Source organism: Corynebacterium pygosceleis (genome assembly GCF_016595275.2).
Lineage (GTDB): Bacteria > Actinomycetota > Actinomycetes > Mycobacteriales > Mycobacteriaceae > Corynebacterium > Corynebacterium pygosceleis.
Genome location: NZ_JAENIQ020000002.1, coordinates 681,818 through 702,043, shown reverse-complemented (window position 1 = coordinate 702,043; position 20,226 = coordinate 681,818). Strand labels below are relative to the sequence as shown.

Below are 20,226 nucleotides of genomic sequence, written 5' to 3'. Positions count from 1 at the left end.
CGAAAGTAGGCGAAGCCCCGCACGTGGCCATCTACAACACCACCGAGAGTGTCTCCGAGACCTTCGACATTGATCCGGCCCTCGTCCAGAGTGTGCTCGGTACGACCGACGGAAACCTGAAGACGCTGGAGAAGTACGTCGACTGCGATGTCTTCGTCCGGGGGAACACCGTCACGCTCACCGGGCCCGCCCACGAGGTGTCCCGTGCCCGCCGGGTGCTCGACGAACTGCAGGCCACCGCGCGCCGTGGCGGACACATCAGTCCGGCCGCCGTGAAACACGCCGTCACCCTCATCACCCGCGAGTCACCGCAGTCCGTCGCCACCGTTCTCGCCAGCGACATCATCGCCCGTCGCGGAAAGGTGATCCGGGCGAAGTCCCTGGGGCAGAAGGAGTACGTCGACGCGATCGACGACAACACCATCGTCTTCGGTCTCGGGCCCGCCGGTTCCGGCAAGACCTATCTCGCGATGGCGAAGGCCGTGCAGGCGTTGCAGACCAAGCAGGTGAGCCGCATCATCCTCACCCGGCCCGCGGTCGAGGCGGGGGAGAAACTCGGTTTCCTGCCCGGTACCCTCAACGAGAAGATCGACCCCTACCTCCGGCCGTTGCACGACGCCCTGCGGGACATGGTCGAGCCGGAGGTGATCCCGAAGCTCATGGAGGCCGGGGTCATCGAGGTCGCACCGCTGGCGTACATGCGCGGGCGCACGCTGAACGACGCCTTCGTCATCCTCGACGAGGCGCAGAACACCACTCCGGCGCAGATGAAGATGTTCCTCACCCGCCTCGGTTTCGGGTCGAAGATGGTGGTCACCGGCGACATCACCCAGGTCGATCTGCCCGGGGGGCAGCGGTCCGGGCTGCGTCTGGTCCGCCACATCCTCCGTGGTGTCGACGGTGTGCACTTCGCCGAACTGTCGAGCGAGGACGTCGTACGGCATCAGCTGGTCGCCCGTATCGTCGACGCGTACGAGGACTGGGAGAACACGGAGACGAAGGGACGGGAACAGTGACCGGTATCGAGGTCTTCAACGAGGCCGCCTACGGTGACGTGAACGAGGAGATGCTGATCGACGTCTGCGGCTACGCGCTGTCCCGCATGGACGTGCACCCGCAGGCGGAGTGCTCCCTGCACGTCGTCGATCCGGACATCATCGCCGAACTCCATGAACGGTGGCTGGATCTTCCCGGGCCGACGGACGTGATGAGTTTCCCGATGGACGAACTCACCCCCGGCTCGGGTCGCCCCGACGCCGCGGAACCGGGCCCCGCGATGCTCGGTGACATCGTTCTGTGCCCGGAGTTCGCCGAGGGGCAGGCCGCCCGCGCCGGGCACAGTCTCGACCACGAGCTCGCGCTCCTCACCGTCCACGGTGTCCTGCATCTCCTCGGTTACGACCACGTCGAACCGGATGAGGAACGTGAGATGTTCGCCCTCCAGAACGAGATCCTCGCCGACTGGTATGACGATCTCGCTGACCGGGGTGTCCGCTATCAACCCAAGCCGTCGGGCCCGTCGGCGTTCCCGACCGCCTCGGACCGGGAGGCCCTCGACCGCGTGAACGCGGACGGCACCGTTCCCGTGATCGCCGAACCGGCCGGGACGGAGAAGAACCGACCGTGAACCCAGTCGTACTGGCGCTCGGTGCAGGCTTCGCCCTGATCACCTCGGGGGCGCTCGGATCCGTCGAGTCCGCCGTCGCCTCCATCTCCCGCGCCCGCGTCGAGGAGCTCGTCAAGGATGAGCGCCCCGGTGCCGTGAAACTGCTGCGCGTCGTCGACCGTCGTGCCGACCACATCAACCTGCTCGTGTTCCTCCGGACACTGCTCGAGTCGACCGCGGCGGTGTGCGCCGGTGCTCTCGCGTTCCAGCTGATCTCCTCGCAGGGGTGGGCCCTCGTCGCGGCGATCGCCGCACTCACCCTGGTGACCTTCGTGGTGGTGGGCGTGTACTCGCGCACCATCGGCCGGCAGAACCCGTACACGGTGTCACTCAAATCGGCTCTCGTGCTCTCCGTCCTGGCTCACCTGCTCGGCCCGGTGACCAAGGTCCTCATCTGGATCGGCAACATCCTCGCCCCCGGGGCGGGTTTCCGCGACGGCCCGTTCAACACCGAAGTCGAGCTCCGGGAGATGGTCGACATCGCCCAGGAACACGGCATCGTGGAGATCGGCGAGCGTCGCATGATCCAGTCGGTGTTCGATCTCGCGTCGACCACGGCCCGCAGTGTCATGGTCCCGCGTCCGGAGATGATCTGGATCGAATCGGACAAGACCGCGGGCCAGGCGACCGCCCTGTGCGTCCGGTCCGGGCTCTCCCGTATCCCCGTTGTCGGGGAGAACGTCGACGACATCCTCGGTGTGGTCTACCTCAAGGATCTCGTGCAGAGGACCTATTCGTCGAGCGACAACGGCCGCAGCGTCAGTGTCGAGGAGGTGATGAGACCGGTGACGTTCGTCCCGGACTCCAGGAACCTCGACGAGCTCCTGCGTGAGATGCAGCTCAACCGGAACCACATCGCGCTTCTCGTCGACGAGTACGGCGGTATCGCCGGGCTCATCTCCATCGAGGACATCCTGGAGGAGATCGTCGGTGAGATCGCCGACGAGTACGACTCCGCGGAGATCGCCCCCATCGAGCGTCTCGCCCCGGGCCGTTACCGGGTCGTCTCACGCCTCACCCTGGAGGATCTCGCGGAAATCATCGACGAGGACCTCGGGGTCGAGCTGGAGTTCGGGGAGGACATCACAGACCAGGTGGAGACCGTCAGTGGTCTGATCGCCTACGATCTCGGCCGGGTCCCGCTGCCCGGGGCCTCGGTGCGCACCTGCGGCCTGGAACTCACCGCCGAGGGCGGCCGTGACCGCCGGGGTCGGATGCGGGTCCAGTCCGTCATCGTCACCGTCCTCGATCCGGAGACCGGCAGCGCCGACGTCCGCTGACCGCCCTCCCTCGGTCGCGGAGCCGCCACCGGTACGGGGTACGATGGGGGATCATCCGGGGACACCCGCTCCAGAACGGGGTGGAGGTGTCCCCTCCAGCACCACCCACCGACAATCCGGGGCCGTCCGGCTCCGTGGAGGACGAGAACAACGTTGACTTCATTCACCGACACCCCCGAGGGGTTCCGCTCCGGTTTCGTCAGCTTCGTGGGGAGGCCCAACACCGGCAAGTCCACCCTGACGAATGCACTGGTCGGCGAGAAGATCGCCATCACCGCGAACCAGCCGGAGACCACCCGTCACCCGATCCGGGGCATCGTGCACCGCCCGGATGCGCAGATCATCGTCGTGGACACCCCGGGCCTCCACCGGCCGCGCACACTGCTGGGCGAGCGGTTGAACGAGATGGTCAAGGAGACCTACTCGGACGTCGACGTCATCGGCATCACCGTGCCCGCGGACGAGAAGATCGGACCCGGTGACCGGTGGATCCTGGACGCGGTGAAGAAGGTCGCACCGAAGACCACGATCATCGGGATCGTCACGAAGGTGGACAAGGTCTCCCGGGACTCCGTCGCCGTCCAGCTGATGGCCCTGCACGAGATGCTCGGTGGTGACTGCGAGGTCATACCGGTCTCCGCCCAGTCCGGTGAGCAGCTCGACGTCCTGGTCGATGTCCTGACCGGTGTGCTGCCTGAGGGGCCGAAGTTCTACCCGGACGACCACGTCACCGACGATGACCGCGACACCCGCATGTCGGAGCTGATCCGGGAGGCCGCCCTGTCCGGGCTGAAGGATGAACTGCCGCACTCGGTCGCCGTCGAGATCGACGAGGTCCTGCCCAATGAGGAGCGTCCCGACGTCCTCGACATCCACGCGGTCCTCTACGTGGAACGTCCCGGCCAGAAGGACATCATCATCGGCAAGGACGGCCGTCGTCTGGGGCGGATCATCCACAACTCCCGCAGGGAGATCATGGAGATGATCGGCCGGAACATCTACCTCGATCTGCGGATCAAGGTGCTGAAGAACTGGCAGTCCGATCCGAAGGCCCTCGGCCGCCTCGGTTTCTAGGATGCGCGCCCCGAGCTTCCGCGACCGGGCGCTCGTGGTGCGGACCCATGACTTCGGTGAGGCGGACCGCGTCGTCGTGCTCCTCACCCGGGGGAGCGGCCTGGTGCGCTGTGTCGCCAAGGGGGTGCGGCGCACCCGCTCCCGGTTCGGGTCACGGTTGCAGCCCTTCGTCGAACTCGACGTGCAGCTCTACCCGGGGCGGAACCTGCACAGCATCACCGGCGCCGACACGGTGGCCTACCACGGATCCGGGCTCATCGAGGACTACACCCGCTACACCTGCGCGTGCGCCGTCCTCGAATCAGCGGAGCGCCTGGCCGTGGCCGAGTCCGGGGATGATCCGTGGTTGTTCGACGAGACGGCGTCGACGCTGGCACGTCTGCGTCTCGCACCCGAACCCACCGTGGAGCTCGATTCCTTCCTGCTCCGCGCCATGGCCCACGCCGGATGGGCCCCGAGTCTCTTCGACTGTGCGCAGTGCGGACGCCCGGGGCCGCACCACGCGTTTCACCCGGCGGCGGGCGGTGCGGTGTGCGGAACGTGTCGGCCACCGGGGGCCGCGACACCCGATGAGGCGGTGCTCCGCCTGATGTGGTGGCTGGCGCACGGTGCGTGGGCCGCCGTCGACCGGGCCCGGGTCTCATCCGAGGAGAACGGTGACGGGGTGTTCACCGATTTCGCCGGTCAGGCACACCAGCTCGTCCGTGCGCACCTGCACTGGCACCTGGAACACCGGGTGCGGTCCCTGGATCTGCTCGATCAGGGATGACCGGTGCGGGAACGTGCGGTGGTTTCCCGGGGCGGGGGAGGGTGGCACAATGGAACGGTGACTGTGAACACCACCCCGCCCGAGATCCCCGCCGAGTTCCTCCCGAAGCACATCGCCCTGGTGATGGACGGCAACGGTCGCTGGGCGACGGAACGGGGGATGAAGCGTACCGAGGGACACCGGAGGGGAGAGGCGGTCCTGCTCGACGTCGTGGACGCCTGCATCGCCCTCGGCGTTCCCTATCTCTCCGCGTACGCGTTCTCCACGGAGAACTGGCGGCGTTCCACCGATGAGGTCCGCTTTCTCATGGGGTTCAACCGTGACGTGCTGCGCAGGCAGCGCGACGGTCTGCACGCCAAGGGGGTCCGTGTCCGGTGGGTCGGCCGTCGACCGCGTCTGTGGCGCTCGGTGATCCGCGAGCTCGAGGCCGCCGAGGAGCTGACGAGGGACAACACGACCATGACACTCGCGATGTGCGTCAACTACGGCGGCCGCGCCGAGATCATCGACGCCGCCCGGCAGATCGCCGCGGACGCCGCCGCGGGTCGGCTCCGTCCCGAGCAGATCACCGAGGACACGTTCCCGAACTTCCTCGACGAACCCGACATGCCCGACGTCGACCTGTTTCTCCGCCCGTCGGGGGAGAAGCGGACGTCGAACTTCCTGCTGTGGCAGTCCGCCTACGCGGAGATGGTCTACCAGGACAAGCTCTTCCCGGACTTCACCCCGCAGGACCTCTATGACGCGGTCGTCGAGTACGCGCACCGGGACCGCCGGTTCGGAGGAGTCAGGTAGATGGCGGACAACGCCGGGGATCCGGTGGTCGGGCAACCGACCCGTGCACAGATCAGACGGTGGCAGCGTTATCTCGCCAATGAACGGGCGGAGGCCGCGGTGTACCGGGAACTCGCCCTGCACAAGACGGGGGAGGAACGTGACATCCTCCTCTCACTGGCCGACGCGGAGGCACGCCACGAGGAACACTGGCGGAATCTCCTGGGAAACCACGTCGGGATGCCCCGTCGCCCGGACTACTCCACCCTCCTGATGGGGTTCCTCGCACGTCGTTTCGGCAGCGTGTTCACCCTCGCCCTGATGCAGTCCGCGGAACAGCGCACGCCGTACCTCGACGATGAGGACGCCACCGACCAGATGACGGCGGACGAGTGCATCCACGCGGAGGTCGTCCGTGGGCTGGCGGCCCGGGGCAGGGAACAGATCTCGGGCAACTTCCGGGCGGCGGTGTTCGGGATGAACGACGGTCTGGTGAGCAACCTCGCACTCATCCTCGGTGTCGTGGGGGCGGCGACGGGCAACGGCGTCATCGTGATGACCGGGCTCACGGGCCTGCTCGCCGGAGCACTGTCCATGGCCGCCGGTGAATACATCTCGGTGTCCTCGCAACGTGATCTGCTCGATGCCTCGACCGCGGATCCGATGGCGTCGGCCCAGCTGCCGCAGCTGGACGTGAACTCCAATGAACTGGAACTCGTCTACCGGGCCCGTGGGATGAGCGGCGACGAGGCGAAGGCGAAGGCGGCGGCGGTGTTCGCCGGTATCCGGGCGAACCAGCCGGTGGAGAGGGAGGCGATCTCCACGGTGCCGGTCGGGGCGGCCCCCACCGATCCCGAGGTCGTCGGTTCCGGGATGTCGGCCGCGGTGTCCAGCTTCCTGTTCTTCGCCTCCGGCGCACTGATCCCGTGCATCCCGTTCTTCTTCGGCCTGCCGACGATGACGGCGGCGGTGATCGCCTGTGTCCTCGTCGGGATCGCCCTGCTGTGCACCGGATCCGTCGTCGGGCTGCTCTCCGGGGTGCAACCCGTCCGCAAGGCGTTCGTCCAGTTGGGGGTCGGACTCGGTGCGGCGGCCGTGACATTCGGCCTGGGCAACCTGCTCGGTGTCGTCGTCTGAGTGACGTGACACCGCTTCCGGCGCGGGTCAGTTGTCCGTGCCGGTGCTCTTTCCGGCGCGGCAGTCCGCGCACACACCGAAGACCTCGGCGGTGTGCCCGGTCAGCTCGAAGTCATTGCGCCGGGACTCCTCCAGAGCCCACTTCTCCACGGGGCCGCCCTCGATCTCGATGGTGTGGCCGCACTCGGTGCAGACCAGATGGTGATGGTGGGCCTCGGTGTCACAGTGCCGGTAGAGGGACTCCCCGGTCGCCATGTGCAGGACGTCGACCGCGTGGATGTCGGCGAGGGACTGGAGGGTCCGGTACACGGTGGTGAGCCCGACCTTGTGGTTACGTTCGCCGAGTTCACGGTGGATCGTCTTCGCGGAGGCGAAGGTGTCCAGATGACGCAGCACCTCGACCACGGAGGCGCGCTGGCGGGTGCTGCGAACACCCAGCTTCGGAATGGTCGAGTCCTGGTTGGCGGACATGTGCGGGGGTCCTTCCTGCAGGGTGCATGGTGTCCTGCCCCTGATTCGGGGGTGTCGGGAACCCCCTGTCACCGGAGCGTACGGCGGCGGGACAGCCTGTTTCCCACATGATAGCGCGTTCACGCTCCCCGTCACCTCCCCCCGGTGCCGGCGGACCCACCGGCACCGGGCGGGGTGGGTCGCAGGGGAAAACCCCGGGTGGAACCTGGGCTCCGGTCCCCGGGGGTTAGACTGTTCTGAGACCGGTGCGGGATGAGAACCCGACACCGGTGTGCTCCGGTCGTCACGGAGCCCACCGGCCGGGTGAACACCCCTCGCCGCTGTCACCGGGCGGCCGGTACACGACAGTGGTCCGACGGTGCCCGGTACCGGACGACACCGGGTACCAGTGAACAACAACGAACCGTATAACTTCCCTCTAGGAGTACTGAAGAACCGTGGCACAGAAAACCACCATCGAAACCGTCGTGAACCTCTGTAAACGACGTGGACTGGTCTACCCCTGCGGCGAGATCTACGGCGGTACCCGTTCCGCGTGGGATTACGGCCCGCTCGGTGTCGAGCTCAAGGAGAACATCAAGAAGCAGTGGTGGCGGTCCATGGTGACCTCGCGTCCCGACGTCGTCGGTCTTGATTCCTCGGTGATCCTGCCCCGTCAGGTGTGGGTCTCCTCCGGTCACCTCGAGGTGTTCACGGACCCGCTCGTGGAGTCGCTCCACACCCACAAGCGTTACCGCGCCGACCACCTGCTGGAGGCCTACGAGGAGAAGCACGGCCACCCCCCGGCAAACGGCCTCGCCGACATCAACGACCCCGAGACCGGCCAGCCCGGCAACTGGACCGAGCCCCGGGAGTTCTCCGGCATGCTCAAGACGTTCCTCGGCCCCGTCGATGACGAGGAGGGCCTGCACTACCTGCGGCCCGAGACCGCGCAGGGCATCTTCGTGAACTTCAAGAACGTCATGACGTCGGCCCGGATGAAGCCCCCGTTCGGTATCGCGCAGATCGGCAAGTCCTTCCGCAACGAGATCACGCCCGGCAACTTCATCTTCCGTACCCGCGAGTTCGAGCAGATGGAGATGGAGTTCTTCGTCAAGCCCGGCGAGGACGAGGAATGGCACCAGTACTGGATCGACCACCGTTTCAACTGGTACGTCGACCTGGGCATCGACCCGGAGAACCTGCGTCTCTACGAGCACCCGCAGGAGAAGCTCTCGCACTACTCCAAGCGCACCGTCGACGTGGAGTACGCGTTCCACTTCGCCAACGGCAAGTGGGGTGAGCTCGAGGGCGTGGCGAACCGCACCGACTTCGACCTGTCCACCCACGCCAAGGGCTCGGGCGAGGACCTCTCCTTCTTCGACCAGGAGAGCGGGGAGCGCTGGATCCCCTACGTCATCGAGCCCGCGGCCGGTCTCGGTCGTTCCATGATGGCGTTCCTCGTCGACGCCTACCACGAGGATGAGGCCCCGAACTCCAAGGGCGGCGTGGACAAGCGCGTCGTGCTGAAACTCGACCGCCGCCTCGCGCCGGTCAAGGTCGCCGTGCTGCCGCTGTCCAAGAAGGACACGCTCACCCCGACCGCTGAGAAGGTCGCCGAGACCCTCCGTCAGCACTGGAACATCGAGTACGACACCTCCGGGGCCATCGGACGCCGCTACCGCCGCCAGGACGAGATCGGAACCCCGTTCTGCGTCACCGTCGACTTCGACACGCTCGAGGACAACGCGGTCACCGTGCGTGAGCGGGACACGATGGAGCAGGAGCGGGTCGCCATCGACGAACTGGAGAGCTACCTCGCCGCCCGTCTCATCGGCTGCTGACACCTCCCGTACGGGAAACCCGGCCGCCCCGTCACCCCGGGGCGGCGTCCGTTCCACCGGAAGAAAGGCTGACACACCGCCATGGAGAATCTGACCTGGGGCCCCCGGGAGACGTCCGACGGGCACACGACCCTGTCCCTCTCACTCGGGGACCGGGACGTCGCCGTGTTCGGCACCGAGCCCGTGGACGATCACCGCGCCACGGTCGAGGGGGCCGAGTGGCGGTTGTCGGCCCCGAAATCCGGGCCGCTGCGCGCCACCCTCCCGGACGGCCGCGTGTTCACCGCGACACCCGACAAGCCCCGGCTGGCCCGTGCCAGGACGATCACGGTCGACTTCGCCGGTGAATCGGAGGCGGTCTTCGTCAACGAGGCCCGCACCGACTGGGTCATCGAGTCCTCCGACGGCACGAAACTCGGCCAGTTCTCCGGTGCGAACCACGGTGTCCGCAGGGTCGTCGTGGAGATGGAGCCCGACGCGGAGCTGCCCCTCGACCGGGCGGTGTTCTCCGCCTGGGTGTCGCGCACGGCACTCGAGGCGAAGATGATCAGCTCCACCGTCGTACTCACGGTGAGCCTGCTGCTCCTGACGCCGTTCATCATCTGGTTCTTCCTGAATTGAGCGGCGGCGGAGAAACGGGGGCGCCCGTCGGGGACGAGGACAGGGCGGGACTGTTCGTGGAGGAGCCGTCGGGGCACTGGATCTGGGCGGACGGCTACCTCCGTGACGGGCACGGGGACATCATCGCGATGATGTCCGCCGGGGTGATCCACACGGAGGACGACAACATACTGATCGAACGTTCCGCACCCGGGCTGAGGTTCCGGTGCCGTGCAACCCTGTCCGGCGGTGAGGTCTACACCGTCGTCCAGCAGGGGTTGACGGTGCGGCGTCTCACGGCCTACTGCGCCGGGACGCACTACACCCTGCGTCGCCGTTCACTGTTCGGGGTCGACAGGGACATCATCGGTCCGGGGGGAGTCATCGCCTCGACGCACCCCGACCTCCGCGGAGCTCTGGAGGTGCACGACGGCCCCCGGCACACGGACCTGACGATGCTCGAGGGAATCGTCCTGTCCTGGGCCTGCGTCCTGGTGGACGCAGTCGAGCACAACCTCAGGGTCTGACCGGCGGTATCAGAACTTCCCGCCGAAGGAACCGCCCAGGTTCCCGCCGCCGCCGAAGCCGCCTCCGCCACCACCGAAGCCGCCGCCACGTCCACCGTTGCTGAGGATGGAGTTGAGGACCATACCGGCGACGAACGCCCCGTTCCCACCGCCGTTGCGCCGGTTCATCCTGCGCTCGTAGTCACGGATGTCCCTCTGCGCCGCAGCGAGCGCGGCATTCGAGGCGGACACGCACTGTCCCGCAGCCCGGGTGGCCGCCCGCAGATCACCGTCACGCTCGTTGAGTGCCGTGGCGTGGAGCCGCTTCGCCGCCGCGAGGTGCGTCCGGGCGGTTCCCCCGATCACCCTGCCGCGTGTCGAGATGAGATCCTCCGCAGCCTGCAACGTGCTCGTGGCGGTTCCCATGGCCCGGTTGAACATGTCCCGACGTCGCCCGGCGTCAGCGGCCTCCGAACGGAACGCATCGAGATGCTCGTCGAGCTCGGCGTCGAGGGCGAGGAGCGTGTCCCATGCGCCCAGGGGATCCCCACCGGCACGCTCCACGGCCTCCGCGCTCTCTCGCTCGGCCCGTTCCGTGATCTCGGCCAGGGCGGAGTGATCGACGTCCAGGCCGTCCCTCTCGGCGTCGGAGATGATCCGACGGGCCTCGGAGATCTCGTCGCGGATCTCCTCCGCCAGCGGGCCGAGGTTGGCGCGGGCCGCACGGATGTTGGATTCACCGTGCTCCACCCCGTCCATGAGCTTCTCGGCCTGCTGGAGAGCGGACTCGATGTGCCGGATGTCATCCACCAGACCACCCTGTTGGCCGGCGGGCTTCGCCGCGAGTTCGCGTGCCCGCTCCATCGTCGACTCGGATTCGTCGAGGTGCGCCTCGGCGAGATCCGGGTTGTCGTCCAGCGCGGACACCCACTCCGTGTCGAAGCGGTCGTGCAACCGGGTCAGGGACTCGCGGGCCTCCGGAAGGCGGGTCCGCAGCGCGATGGTCTTCCGGGTGAGCTCATCCAGGCGGTCACCGGCGTTCAGCAGCAGGTTCCGCATGGAACCGAACTCCCCGGCCCGGGCCTCCAACGCCTGGTCCGCCCTCTTGCAGCTCGTGATGATGTCCAGCAGAATGCTGCGCCGCGTCGCGGGATCGTCCGAGACGGCATCATCCAGTCGCTTGCGCATCGCGAACGCACGTTGCAGGGTCCCCGTCGAGTCGTTCATCGCCCGGGTGAACGGTCGCGTGCGTTCCGCACCGAACTCCGCCACCGCGAGATCGAGTTCCTCACGCGCACCACGGATCGATTCATCGGTGCTCACCAGTTCCTCCCGGGCGAGCTCCTCCAGGACGTCGAGCGGCATGTCCTCCAGCCGGTCGGACTGCTCGGGTGGCAGCTCACGGGCGTCCGTGACCAGTGCGGCGCGCTTCTTCCGCGAGTTCTTCTTCGCGGAGCGTTTCACACCGACGAAGGTCGCCGCGGCGGCACCACCTCCACCGAGCAGGAACAACCACCCGGCGCCGGACATCCCGCCGCCGGAACCGGAGCCGGAGGCGGCGTCGACGAGAGCGAAGGCTGAACCGGCGAAGTCGGAGTCCACCAGCCGGTCGTACGCCGCGTCACGCATGCGTTCGGCCTCGGACGAGGAGAACTCCCTCCCGTAGCTCAGCCCGTAGTCCCGGGACTCCACCGCCACCGCGTACACGAGTACATTGGCGCCGTCATTCGCCCGGAACTCCCGTTCCGCCCATTCGGAGCCCTCGGTGCCGCCGAAGTCACGCTCGAAGACGACGTAGATCTTCTTCGCGGAGGACTTCTGGTAGTCCCGGATCTTCGCCTCCAGGTCCGCGGTCTGCCCGGCGTCCAGGACCCCGGCGTTGTCGGTCACCGTTGAAGTGAGTACCTCGGGCTGCTGTGCCGTGACGGACACCTCCTGATCCGCCCACGCGACCGGCGCCCCGATACCGAGAACCGCAAACAGTCCGACGGCGGCGGCCCCGGCGACACGCACGGGGAAACGGCGGGACGGGCGTCCCGGGAGTGTCGGAGCCGAGGGTCGGCGGGAAGGTCGCGGGCCGGGGGACTGTGCTGCGGAACTCATGTCCCAAGAGTACCGCGACCCCGTCCGGCACGGATGGCAGACTGTCACACATGAACCGCGTGACCACAGTCCGGACGGTGGCCGCCACGGCGACGGCGGTCGCGGTGGTGTCGGTGATCTGGCCGTTGCGGATCATCCTGCACGCGCACCGCCCCACCACCGTCCACCGGGACGCCCGCACCCTCATCATCCCCGGAACCGCCCAGTACGACGGCAGACCGGGGGCCCAGTTCGCGGCCCGCCTGGACCGTGCCGCCGGGCTCTGGCACGCGAACCCTTCCCTCCGGGTGGTCACCGTGGGGGGACGTCTCCCCGGTGACCGGTACACGGAGGCCGGGGTGGGGGCGGAGTACCTCCGGAACGCCGGTGTCGACGCCGCCGCGATCACGGAGTTTCCCGTCGGGAACGACACCCGGGGATCCCTCGCGGCGGTTGCGGAGGGACACGGTGAACCGGGGGAGACCATCATCGTCACCGACCCGAACCACTGCCTCCGTGCCGCATCGATCGCACGGGAGGTCGGCTTCCGGAGCGTCACGACGGTCCCGGCCTCCGGTACCCCGACCCGTTTCCCGGGGAGACACTGGGTCTGGACACTGCTCCACGAATCCGCCGGACTCGTCGTAGCTGACCTGCGTCGCGTCCCCGGATCCGCCGGGCTGGCCGATATGCTGGAGGGGACACTGCGCACTGTCGCGGGACGACTGCGGCCGTCGAGAAGCACTCGGTACCGTCATCTCGGCCGTGACAGGGCCTGAAGGACCCGCCCATCCCGCCGACCAGGAGACGCCGACCGACCGTGGACAGTCCCGCCCAGTACAGCTACACCGATGCCGACACCGCACGGTACTGCGACGAAGCCCCGAAGGGCAGTCAGATGGCCGCCACCTCGGTGGACGACCGCAGCGCCTTCTCACGGGACCGGGCCCGGGTACTCCACTCCGCCGCGCTCCGCCGACTCGCGGACAAGACCCAGGTCGTCGGCCCCCGGGACGGGGACACCCCGAGAACCCGTCTCACGCACTCCCTCGAGGTCGCGCAGATCGCCCGGGGAATCGCGTCGGGCATCGGCGTGAACCCGGATCTCGCGGACCTCGCGGGACTCTGCCACGACATCGGTCACCCGCCCTACGGGCACAACGGTGAAGTCGCGCTCGATGAACTGGCGGCGGACTGCGGCGGATTCGAGGGAAACGCCCAGACACTGCGGATCATCTCGCGGCTCGAGCCGAAGATCCTCGCACCGGACGGAACCCCGCACGGTCTCAATCTCACCCGGGCGTCCCTCGACGCCGCCTGCAAGTACCCGTGGACGAGGATCTCCCCCGACGGAACGGTCCGTCGTAAGTACGGCGCCTACCGGGAGGAGGCGGATCTGCTCGCCTGGATCCGCGAGGGGCACGGTCCGGACGATTCCAGGTCATCGGTCGAGGGGCAGGTGATGGACTGGTCCGACGACGTCGCCTATTCGGTGCACGACGTCGAGGACGGCATCTGCTCCGGCCGGATCAGCCTGAAGGTTCTGTGGGACCTCTTCGAACTCGCGGAACTCGCGGAGAAGGGGGCGGAGGCCTTCGGCGGTGACCCGGAGGAGATGATCGCGGCAGCGGATGCACTGCGCCAGCTGCCGGTCGTCGCGGCCGCCGCCGACTACGACGGTTCCCTGTCGTCGCTCGTCGCGCTCAAGGCACTGACCAGTGAACTCGTCGGACGGTATGTGGGGGTGACGGTCGGCGCGACGCTGGAGGCCGCCGGTGGGCGCCCGCTGGGAAGGATGCACGGGCGGCTCGTCGTCCCCCCCGCGGCGGCGGCCGAGGTCCAGATGCTCAAGACGATCGCGGTCCTCTACGTGATGGAGGAGAGCAGGCACCAGCAGCGCCAGGACAGGCAGCGCGAGCGGATCGCGCGGGTCCACGACTATCTCACCTTCGGGGCGCCGGGCACCCTGGACCCGATCTTCGCGGCGTGGTGGGCCGACGCCGACAGTGACGCCGCACGCTCCCGGGTGATCATCGACCAGATCGCGTCGATGACGGAATCCCGGCTGGAACGCACGGCCAAGCGGGCGAGTGGCGTGGTGGGCTACTACATCTGATGTCGCACGGGGGTTGTGCCGCACGGTGACAGCCCCTAATGTGTGGACCTGTGCGCACCTTTGCACATGTCCACATGTCGTCCGGCCCTGTTCCCCGGGCCTCCCCGCGATACCAGAAACGAGACCGGAGTGCCCGCACCCGCAGCCCCACCACTTCTGAGTGTGCTCCGGCACCGCACCTACCGGCGACTCTTCACCGCACAGGTCGTCGCCCTGGTGGGCACTGGTCTGCTCACCGTCGCCCTCGGGCTCCTCGCCTTCGACATCGCGGGCGGTGACGCCGGGCTCGTGCTCGGCACCGCGTTGACCATCAAGATCATCGTCTACGTGGTCGGTGCCCCGACCGTCACGGCGGTCGCGGCGAAACTCCCCGTCAAGCCCGTCCTGATCACGGCGGACCTCACCCGGGCCGCCGTCGCCGTGTGTCTGCCGTTCATCCACGCCGAATGGCAGCTCTACGCCGCGATCTTCCTGCTCCAGGCCGCATCCGCCACCTTCACCCCGACCTTCCAGTCGGTCATACCGCAGGTGCTCCCCGACGAGGACGAGTACACCAACGCCCTGTCCCTGTCCCGCATGGCCTACGACGTCGAACAGATCACCAGCCCCGCCGTCGCTGCGCTGTTCCTCGCGGTGATGAGCCACCACAATCTGTTCATCGGGACGATGATCGGTTTCCTCGTGTCCGCGGCGCTGGTGACAGGGACACGGCTGCCGGGCCGTCCCGAACCGGAATCGGAGCAGTCCGGGTTCCTGTCCCGGGTGTTCCGCGGGGCCCGGATCATGGCGGCCGAACCCGAACTGCGGGGAGTGCTCTGGCTGAACCTCGCGGTGGCCGCACCGATGGCGACGGTCATGATCAACACCGTCGTGATCGTCCGCGGGGAGATGGACAGGACCGACACCGCGCTCGCGATCACCCTCGCGGGATTCGGACTCGGGTCCATGCTGACCGCTCTCGCCCTTCCACGGGTCCTGGCCCTGGTGTCCGACCGCGCGGTGATGACGGCCGGTGCCCTCGCCGGAGCCGTGGCGCTGACCGGGCTCCTCCTGCTGTTGACCGCCGGGGGTCAGCTCGACGGCGTCGGCGTCTGGTTGACGGTCATCGCCCTGTGGCTCGTCCTCGGTTCCGCGACGTCGGCACTGCAGACCCCCATGTCCCGGGTGCTGCGGCGCAACGTCGGCCCCGGGAGCTACGGCCACATATTCGCGGCCCAGTTCTCCCTGTCCCACGCCTGTTACCTCGCGACGTATCCGGCGGCGGGCTTCCTCGGGGTCTGGTTCGGACTACCCGCGGCCACAGGGGTGCTTCTCGCGATGACCCTCCTGGCGACCGGTGCGGGGTTCAGGGCTTTCAGCTCCCGGCAACCGGTAGCGTGAGGGACCATGAAGATGAAACCGCGCGATCCCGCCGTCTCCCTGGCGCACGATCCGCCGGTGTCGGCCGAACTACTGGACACCGGCGCCGCCACCCTGAAACTCCTGGCCGAACCGACGCGTCTCCGCCTCCTGTGGCTGCTCAGCGGCGCCGAGTATTCGGTCGGCGATCTGGTGGAGGCCACGGGAATCTCCCGGACGGCCGTGTCCCAGCACCTGGCCAAACTCCGGTCCGGAAACCTGGTGCAGACCAGGAAGGACGGACGGCGGGTCATCTACCGGATGGATGACGGGCACCTCGTCCGGCTCGTGACCGAAGCCGTCAACCACGCCGACCACGTCATCAGCGGGGAACCCCGGCACCCCTAGAGGTGTTCCCCGGGAGCGCGGTGCAGCTGCAGATCGACCCCGGCGTCGAGGAACACCCGGCACAGCAGGATCCGTCGCTCCCGGGGCCAGTGTGCGAGATCCGGGCTCACCACCTTCCGCAGCCCGGTCCGTTCACCGAGGAAGTCCGCGAGGGCATCGAGATTCCTCGGGACGGGGGCACCGGGCCCTGCGCCGCAGGCATGGGACAGGGCGGCGAACCACGTGGTCTCGTCGGCTGCGGCGGACGCTCCGAGAGTCAGGGTACGGGCGGTCATCGGTTCTCCTCCGCGTCCGGGATCAGACAGAAGCTGTCGTAGTGGTCGTCCGTGTAGTACCAGACGTCCGGATCACCGTCAGTGCCGCCGCCGGTGATGATGCGACGCTCACCACGGTGCCTGAGGCCCGGCGTGTCCACCGTGTACTCACGGTAGTAGCCGTTGTGCTCCCGGGGCAGGCGCCGCTCGTAGTTGCCGAAGTGCTTTCCGTCGTGCGCCGGATGGTCGAACGGGCCACCGGCGAGGATGTCGGAGACCACCGTTTCGGCCTGGTCCGGGAGGGTGTCCAGGGGACAGGTCCCCTCCTCCGGTGCCGCGGACGGGCCGTCCGACGGGACGGATGACCGCGCGGCGGACGATGTGTCCCCCGTCCCGGATCCCGGGGCGGAAGAGGGGTCCCCGGTCAGGTCTATCCCCAGCCACGCGGCACAGGCCGCCAGGGCGACTGCCGCCGCAGTGCCGATCAAACGACGATTGTTCATTCCCCCATGATCGCACGTCGAGCGGACATCCGGTGCGGCCCCCGCCGCGATCGCCGCCAACGACCCGGACATCGAATCCGTCCGTCCACGGGTCCGGCACTACAGTGGAGGGCATGGCAAAGGGACGTATTCCGGAGAGTGACATCGCGGCGATCCGCGAACGCACCCCGATCGAGGAGATCGTCGGGGAATACGTCCAGCTCAAACCGGCCGGCAGTGACTCCATGAAAGGTCTTTCCCCGTTCAAGGACGAGAAGACCCCCTCCTTCCACGTCCGCCCGAACCGGGGCTACTTCCACTGCTTCTCCACCGGCGAAGGTGGGGACGTGTTCAGTTTCCTGATGAAGATGGAGCAGATCCCCTTCCCGGAGGCCGTCGAGATCTGCGCCGAGAAGATCGGCTACCACATCAACTACGAGGGCGGCGGCCCCGGACGCCGTGAGGAACCCGGGACCAGACAACGACTCGTCGCCGTGAACAAGGCGGCGCACGCCTTCTACCGGGAACAGCTCGAGACCCCGGAGGCCGCCACCGCCCGCGCATTCCTCACCGACCGGGGATTCTCCGCCGACCACGCCCGGAGCTTCGGGTGCGGCTACGCGCCCGGCGGCTGGGACACGACGACGAAGCACCTGCTGCGGAAGGGTTTCGACGTCAAGGAACTCACCGCCGCAGGAGTGACCACGATGGGCAAACGCGGCCCCATCGACCGTTTCCACCGCCGACTGCTCTGGCCCATCCGCAATCTCGCGGGCGACGTCATCGGCTTCGGGGCGCGCAAGCTCTTCGAGGATGACCAGATGGGCAAGTACATGAACACACCGGACACCCTCCTGTACCACAAGTCCAAGGTGCTGTTCGGGCTCGATCACGCGAAAAAGGCCATCGCCGCCGGGCACCAGGCCGTCGTCGTCGAGGGGTACACCGACGTCATGGCCATGCACGCCGCCGGGGTGACCACGGCCGTCGCCGCCTGCGGCACCGCGTTCGGTGAGGAGCACCTCCAGATACTGCGCCGCCTGATGCTGGACGACAACTACTTCCGCGGCGAGTTGATCTACACCTTCGACGGAGACGAGGCGGGCCAGAAAGCCGCGATGCGGGCCTTCGAGGGGGACCAGCAGTTCACCGGCCAGTCTTACGTCTCCGTGGCGCCCGACGGCATGGACCCGTGCGATCTCCGCCTCGAACGCGGTGACGCCGCCGTCCGCGACCTGGTCGCCAGGCGCGTACCCATGTTCGAGTTCGTCGTCCGGACGATGATCGCCGACCACCCGCTCGACTCCGCGGACGGTCGCCTCCAGGCGCTCCGGCGGGGAGTACCCGTCGTGGCGGGCATCAGGGACGAGACGCTCCGGAACGAATACGCCCGGCAACTCGCCGGGTGGGTCGGCTGGGCGGACCCGACCGAGGTGCTCGAGCAGGTCCGCGCGGAGGCCAGACGACCGAAGAAGAAGCAGGAACCGCGGCGCGCCCGCAGGTTCGACAACACGGAGACACCGCCCGCCGGCGCACCGTCGAAACCGGCGCTCGAGCTGCCTGACCAGCGCACGCCCCGGCTCTGGCCCGAGCGGGAGAGCCTCAAACTCGCGCTGCAGTACCCGGAATACGCCGGCGCCTACTTCGACGGCCTGCCGGTGGATGCGTTCACGCATCCCACCTATCAGGCGATCCGGCGCGCGATCAGCGAAGCTGGCGGATGCGGCAACGCCCACGACGGCGTCGACTGGCTGTCGAGGGTCGCCGGGGAAATGGATGACCTCGTCGGCCAGCATCTCGTCTCCGGACTCGCGGTGGAACCCATCCACTGCGAGGACGGGGAACTGGAACACTACACCGACAGCGTGCTCTCCAGGTTGCAGGAGGTCCGCGTCGGCAACCAGATCGCGCAGCTCAAGGGGCAGCTGCAGCGGATGCGTCCCTCGGATGACGAGATGGCGTACAACTCGATGTTCGCCGACCTCGTCGCACTCGAGCAGGCGCGCCGGGAGCTGCTGGACCGGGCGTTCAGGACCAACTGACGCCGGCACCGGGCGTCATCCCGTCAGCGGGGAGACAACTCGATGGTCTTGACCCCGTAGAGGACACCGCCGCGGAGCATCCGGAACACCCCGGACATGATCTTCATTCCGACACCGATCGGGCTGCACGTGTCGTCGTCCCCGACCGCCCGCCAGCCCGGTGCCAGCGCCGCCAGACGGCGGGAGTCCTCGATACCGAAGGTGTAGACGGCGCCGGTGCGCCTGGTGATCTGGGACCTGGTCGGACGCCGGATGAAGCTCGCGTGGTGGGAGTCGCAGATGAACCGCACCGGGGCTGACATGTGCCGCCCGATGTCGGTGAGAATCTGTGTGACATCGTCGCGGGTCAGGTACATGAGCAACCCCTCCGCGACGAACACGGTGGGTACCCCGGCGTCGACACCGTCGATCCACCCCGGTTCGGTGACGGAGGCGTCGATGAGCTGCGTCTCGTCCTCCGGGATCAGTCTGGACCGGAGCTCCAGCACCTTCGTCCTGTCGATTCCGAACCAGGACGCGTCGAGGTCCGCGAGCCGGGACGCGCGGTTGCACAGCCCGACGCCGAGCGAGACCACCTGGATCTTCGTCGCCCCGTGGTCGGCGGCGAACTGCCGGACGCGGGTGTCCATCGCCAACGACCGCCACACGGTTCCCGCGAGGTTCGACTTACCGGTCATTACGAGATCGTTGGGGTCGGATCCGGCGGCCCGGCCGACCTCGACCAGCCTCTCCCACACCTCTCGGGCCTGATCGTCGTGCCACCCGGGTATGCGGTAGCGCTCACCCGCCGTGGCGCGGGAGTACAGCGTGGTCGCCAGTGTCGCGCCGACGTTGTCCCCGTAGAGGTCCGCTGTCGAGGTCATTTGTCCGCCTTTCACCTGGTGTCGGTGGTTCCGGTGTGAGCCCGCCACAGCAGAAAGCCACCGTGTCCGCATCTTCGCACCAGCGAGAATACGCCGCTCTGCAGGAGTGGGGAACGGTGGCTCGAACGGTTTTCCGGACGGAAGGATCCGGGTCAGTCCTCGTCGGGTTCGAGGATCGTCTGACCGGACCCGGTGGTGCCCCTGCGGAGATCCTTGACCTCCTTCATCCGGGGTTCCGGATCAAGTTTGTTGGCGACGGCCTTCCGGGTGGCGGTGACGGCGGCGCGGGCCACCGGAGACTCGACCGCCATGGTGTACCCCTTCTTGAGCTGGTGGTACCGCTTTCGGCCGGCCTTCGTGCCGAAGACGTAACCTGCGGCCGCACCGACGACGAACTGGATCATGTGAGGGGGATGCTCCTTGATTGGGGGCTTGGGGTCGTTGTCCCCACTCTACCGAAGGTGCCGACCACGGGCAGCGGTCCGCGGTCGGCGGCCGTGGTCGGCGGGGGAGGAGGGGAAATGTTGTTAGTCTTGGGGCG

21 protein-coding genes are annotated in these 20,226 nt (G+C 67.9%); 15 read left to right on the top strand and 6 right to left on the bottom strand.

Annotation, left to right across the window (positions count from 1 at the left end):
* Window positions 1–29: 29 nt before the first annotated feature.
* The 7 genes from JIM94_RS06430 to JIM94_RS06400 all read left to right on the top strand — a co-directional run bounded on the left by JIM94_RS06430 (window position 30) and on the right by JIM94_RS06400 (window position 6,700).
* Entirely contained in the window at window positions 30–1,016 is a 987-nt protein-coding gene (locus JIM94_RS06430; protein ID WP_248085978.1) for a PhoH family protein, read from the top strand.
* 50 nt (window positions 1,017–1,066) lie between these two features.
* The gene (ybeY, locus tag JIM94_RS06425; protein WP_200253216.1) at window positions 1,067–1,627 is read left to right on the top strand and encodes an rRNA maturation RNase YbeY; all 561 of its coding nucleotides are present in this window, start codon (window positions 1,067–1,069) and stop codon (window positions 1,625–1,627) included.
* Entirely contained in the window at window positions 1,624–2,946 is a 1,323-nt protein-coding gene (locus JIM94_RS06420; protein WP_200253163.1) for a hemolysin family protein, read from the top strand. The genes ybeY and JIM94_RS06420 overlap by 4 nt, the downstream gene beginning before the upstream one ends.
* A gap of 153 nt (window positions 2,947–3,099) precedes the next feature.
* The gene (gene era, locus JIM94_RS06415) at window positions 3,100–4,020 is read left to right on the top strand and encodes a GTPase Era (RefSeq protein WP_200253160.1); all 921 of its coding nucleotides are present in this window, start codon (window positions 3,100–3,102) and stop codon (window positions 4,018–4,020) included.
* A 1-nt stretch (window position 4,021) separates the two neighbouring features.
* On the top strand, window positions 4,022–4,789 hold the full coding sequence (gene recO / locus JIM94_RS06410) for a DNA repair protein RecO (RefSeq protein WP_200253158.1): 768 nt from the start codon (window positions 4,022–4,024) through the stop codon (window positions 4,787–4,789).
* Between the two features lie 63 nt (window positions 4,790–4,852).
* A complete protein-coding gene (locus JIM94_RS06405; RefSeq protein WP_248085979.1) occupies window positions 4,853–5,584 on the top strand; it encodes an isoprenyl transferase in 732 nt (243 codons plus the stop codon).
* Window positions 5,585–6,700 carry a VIT1/CCC1 transporter family protein gene (locus tag JIM94_RS06400; protein ID WP_200253154.1) on the top strand — a complete coding sequence of 372 codons (1,116 nt, stop codon included), beginning with the start codon at window positions 5,585–5,587 and terminating at the stop codon, window positions 6,698–6,700.
* Between the two features lie 27 nt (window positions 6,701–6,727).
* On the opposite strand, the gene JIM94_RS06395 is transcribed toward JIM94_RS06400, so the two are convergent.
* On the bottom strand, window positions 6,728–7,171 hold the full coding sequence (locus JIM94_RS06395) for a Fur family transcriptional regulator (RefSeq protein WP_200253152.1): 444 nt from the start codon (window positions 7,169–7,171) through the stop codon (window positions 6,728–6,730).
* A 437-nt stretch (window positions 7,172–7,608) separates the two neighbouring features.
* Here JIM94_RS06395 and JIM94_RS06390 point away from each other — a divergent pair, with 437 nt between their 5' ends.
* The 3 genes from JIM94_RS06390 (at window position 7,609) to JIM94_RS06380 (ending at window position 10,121) form a co-directional block, all read left to right on the top strand.
* Window positions 7,609–8,994 carry a glycine--tRNA ligase gene (locus tag JIM94_RS06390; RefSeq protein WP_200253150.1) on the top strand — a complete coding sequence of 462 codons (1,386 nt, stop codon included), beginning with the start codon at window positions 7,609–7,611 and terminating at the stop codon, window positions 8,992–8,994.
* Between the two features lie 81 nt (window positions 8,995–9,075).
* Window positions 9,076–9,615: a hypothetical protein gene (locus tag JIM94_RS06385; RefSeq protein ID WP_200253148.1), complete on the top strand. Its 540-nt coding sequence runs from the start codon at window positions 9,076–9,078 to the stop codon at window positions 9,613–9,615.
* Window positions 9,612–10,121: a hypothetical protein gene (locus JIM94_RS06380; protein WP_200253146.1), complete on the top strand. Its 510-nt coding sequence runs from the start codon at window positions 9,612–9,614 to the stop codon at window positions 10,119–10,121. The genes JIM94_RS06385 and JIM94_RS06380 overlap by 4 nt, the downstream gene beginning before the upstream one ends.
* Window positions 10,122–10,130: 9 nt before the next feature.
* Here the strand turns inward: JIM94_RS06380 and JIM94_RS06375 are convergent, their stop codons facing one another.
* Window positions 10,131–12,203 (bottom strand): TPM domain-containing protein, encoded by a 2,073-nt coding sequence (locus JIM94_RS06375; RefSeq protein ID WP_200253143.1) that lies wholly within the window; start codon window positions 12,201–12,203, stop codon window positions 10,131–10,133.
* 50 nt (window positions 12,204–12,253) lie between these two features.
* Between JIM94_RS06375 and JIM94_RS06370 the strand changes: the two genes are divergently transcribed.
* From JIM94_RS06370 to JIM94_RS06355, 4 genes are all read left to right on the top strand, one after another.
* Window positions 12,254–12,961, top strand: coding sequence for a YdcF family protein (locus JIM94_RS06370; protein WP_200253141.1), 708 nt, complete (start codon window positions 12,254–12,256; stop codon window positions 12,959–12,961).
* Between the two features lie 41 nt (window positions 12,962–13,002).
* Window positions 13,003–14,298, top strand: a complete 1,296-nt coding sequence (locus JIM94_RS06365; RefSeq protein ID WP_200253139.1) for a deoxyguanosinetriphosphate triphosphohydrolase — start codon at window positions 13,003–13,005, stop codon at window positions 14,296–14,298.
* Window positions 14,299–14,427: 129 nt separating this feature from the next.
* Entirely contained in the window at window positions 14,428–15,678 is a 1,251-nt protein-coding gene (locus tag JIM94_RS06360; protein WP_248085926.1) for an MFS transporter, read from the top strand.
* A 6-nt stretch (window positions 15,679–15,684) separates the two neighbouring features.
* Window positions 15,685–16,044 carry an ArsR/SmtB family transcription factor gene (locus tag JIM94_RS06355; RefSeq protein WP_200253135.1) on the top strand — a complete coding sequence of 120 codons (360 nt, stop codon included), beginning with the start codon at window positions 15,685–15,687 and terminating at the stop codon, window positions 16,042–16,044.
* Here JIM94_RS06355 and JIM94_RS06350 read toward each other — a convergent pair.
* Together JIM94_RS06350 and JIM94_RS06345 are read right to left on the bottom strand one after the other, a co-directional pair.
* Window positions 16,041–16,319 carry a hypothetical protein gene (locus tag JIM94_RS06350; RefSeq protein WP_200253133.1) on the bottom strand — a complete coding sequence of 93 codons (279 nt, stop codon included), beginning with the start codon at window positions 16,317–16,319 and terminating at the stop codon, window positions 16,041–16,043. The two genes, JIM94_RS06355 and JIM94_RS06350, sit on opposite strands and share 4 nt — an antisense overlap.
* Entirely contained in the window at window positions 16,316–16,801 is a 486-nt protein-coding gene (locus tag JIM94_RS06345) for a guanyl-specific ribonuclease (protein WP_234039469.1), read from the bottom strand. The genes JIM94_RS06350 and JIM94_RS06345 overlap by 4 nt, the downstream gene beginning before the upstream one ends.
* Window positions 16,802–16,914: 113 nt before the next feature.
* On the opposite strand from JIM94_RS06345, the gene dnaG reads away from it, so the two are divergent.
* Window positions 16,915–18,822 carry a DNA primase gene (gene dnaG, locus JIM94_RS06340; protein WP_200253129.1) on the top strand — a complete coding sequence of 636 codons (1,908 nt, stop codon included), beginning with the start codon at window positions 16,915–16,917 and terminating at the stop codon, window positions 18,820–18,822.
* A gap of 23 nt (window positions 18,823–18,845) precedes the next feature.
* On the opposite strand, the gene JIM94_RS06335 is transcribed toward dnaG, so the two are convergent.
* A complete protein-coding gene (locus JIM94_RS06335) occupies window positions 18,846–19,685 on the bottom strand; it encodes a class I SAM-dependent methyltransferase (protein WP_200253127.1) in 840 nt (279 codons plus the stop codon).
* Between the two features lie 152 nt (window positions 19,686–19,837).
* A complete protein-coding gene (locus JIM94_RS06330; protein ID WP_200253125.1) occupies window positions 19,838–20,089 on the bottom strand; it encodes a hypothetical protein in 252 nt (83 codons plus the stop codon).
* Window positions 20,090–20,226: the final 137 nt, after the last annotated feature.

Excerpts from the sequence above, each read along its gene's own strand:
- ybeY (WP_200253216.1), top strand. The coding sequence starts at position 1,067 with ATGCTGATCGACGTCTGCGGCTACGCGCTGTCCCGCATGGACGTGCAC.
- recO (WP_200253158.1), top strand. The coding sequence starts at position 4,022 with ATGCGCGCCCCGAGCTTCCGCGACCGGGCGCTCGTGGTGCGGACCCAT.
- JIM94_RS06400 (WP_200253154.1), top strand. The coding sequence starts at position 5,585 with ATGGCGGACAACGCCGGGGATCCGGTGGTCGGGCAACCGACCCGTGCA.
- JIM94_RS06395 (WP_200253152.1), bottom strand. The coding sequence starts at position 7,171 with ATGTCCGCCAACCAGGACTCGACCATTCCGAAGCTGGGTGTTCGCAGC.
- JIM94_RS06385 (WP_200253148.1), top strand. The coding sequence starts at position 9,076 with ATGGAGAATCTGACCTGGGGCCCCCGGGAGACGTCCGACGGGCACACG.
- JIM94_RS06375 (WP_200253143.1), bottom strand. The coding sequence starts at position 12,203 with ATGAGTTCCGCAGCACAGTCCCCCGGCCCGCGACCTTCCCGCCGACCC.
- JIM94_RS06370 (WP_200253141.1), top strand. The coding sequence starts at position 12,254 with ATGAACCGCGTGACCACAGTCCGGACGGTGGCCGCCACGGCGACGGCG.
- JIM94_RS06355 (WP_200253135.1), top strand. The coding sequence starts at position 15,685 with ATGAAGATGAAACCGCGCGATCCCGCCGTCTCCCTGGCGCACGATCCG.
- JIM94_RS06350 (WP_200253133.1), bottom strand. The coding sequence starts at position 16,319 with ATGACCGCCCGTACCCTGACTCTCGGAGCGTCCGCCGCAGCCGACGAG.
- JIM94_RS06345 (WP_234039469.1), bottom strand. The coding sequence starts at position 16,801 with ATGAACAATCGTCGTTTGATCGGCACTGCGGCGGCAGTCGCCCTGGCG.
- dnaG (WP_200253129.1), top strand. The coding sequence starts at position 16,915 with ATGGCAAAGGGACGTATTCCGGAGAGTGACATCGCGGCGATCCGCGAA.
- JIM94_RS06335 (WP_200253127.1), bottom strand. The coding sequence starts at position 19,685 with ATGACCTCGACAGCGGACCTCTACGGGGACAACGTCGGCGCGACACTG.
- JIM94_RS06330 (WP_200253125.1), bottom strand. The coding sequence starts at position 20,089 with ATGATCCAGTTCGTCGTCGGTGCGGCCGCAGGTTACGTCTTCGGCACG.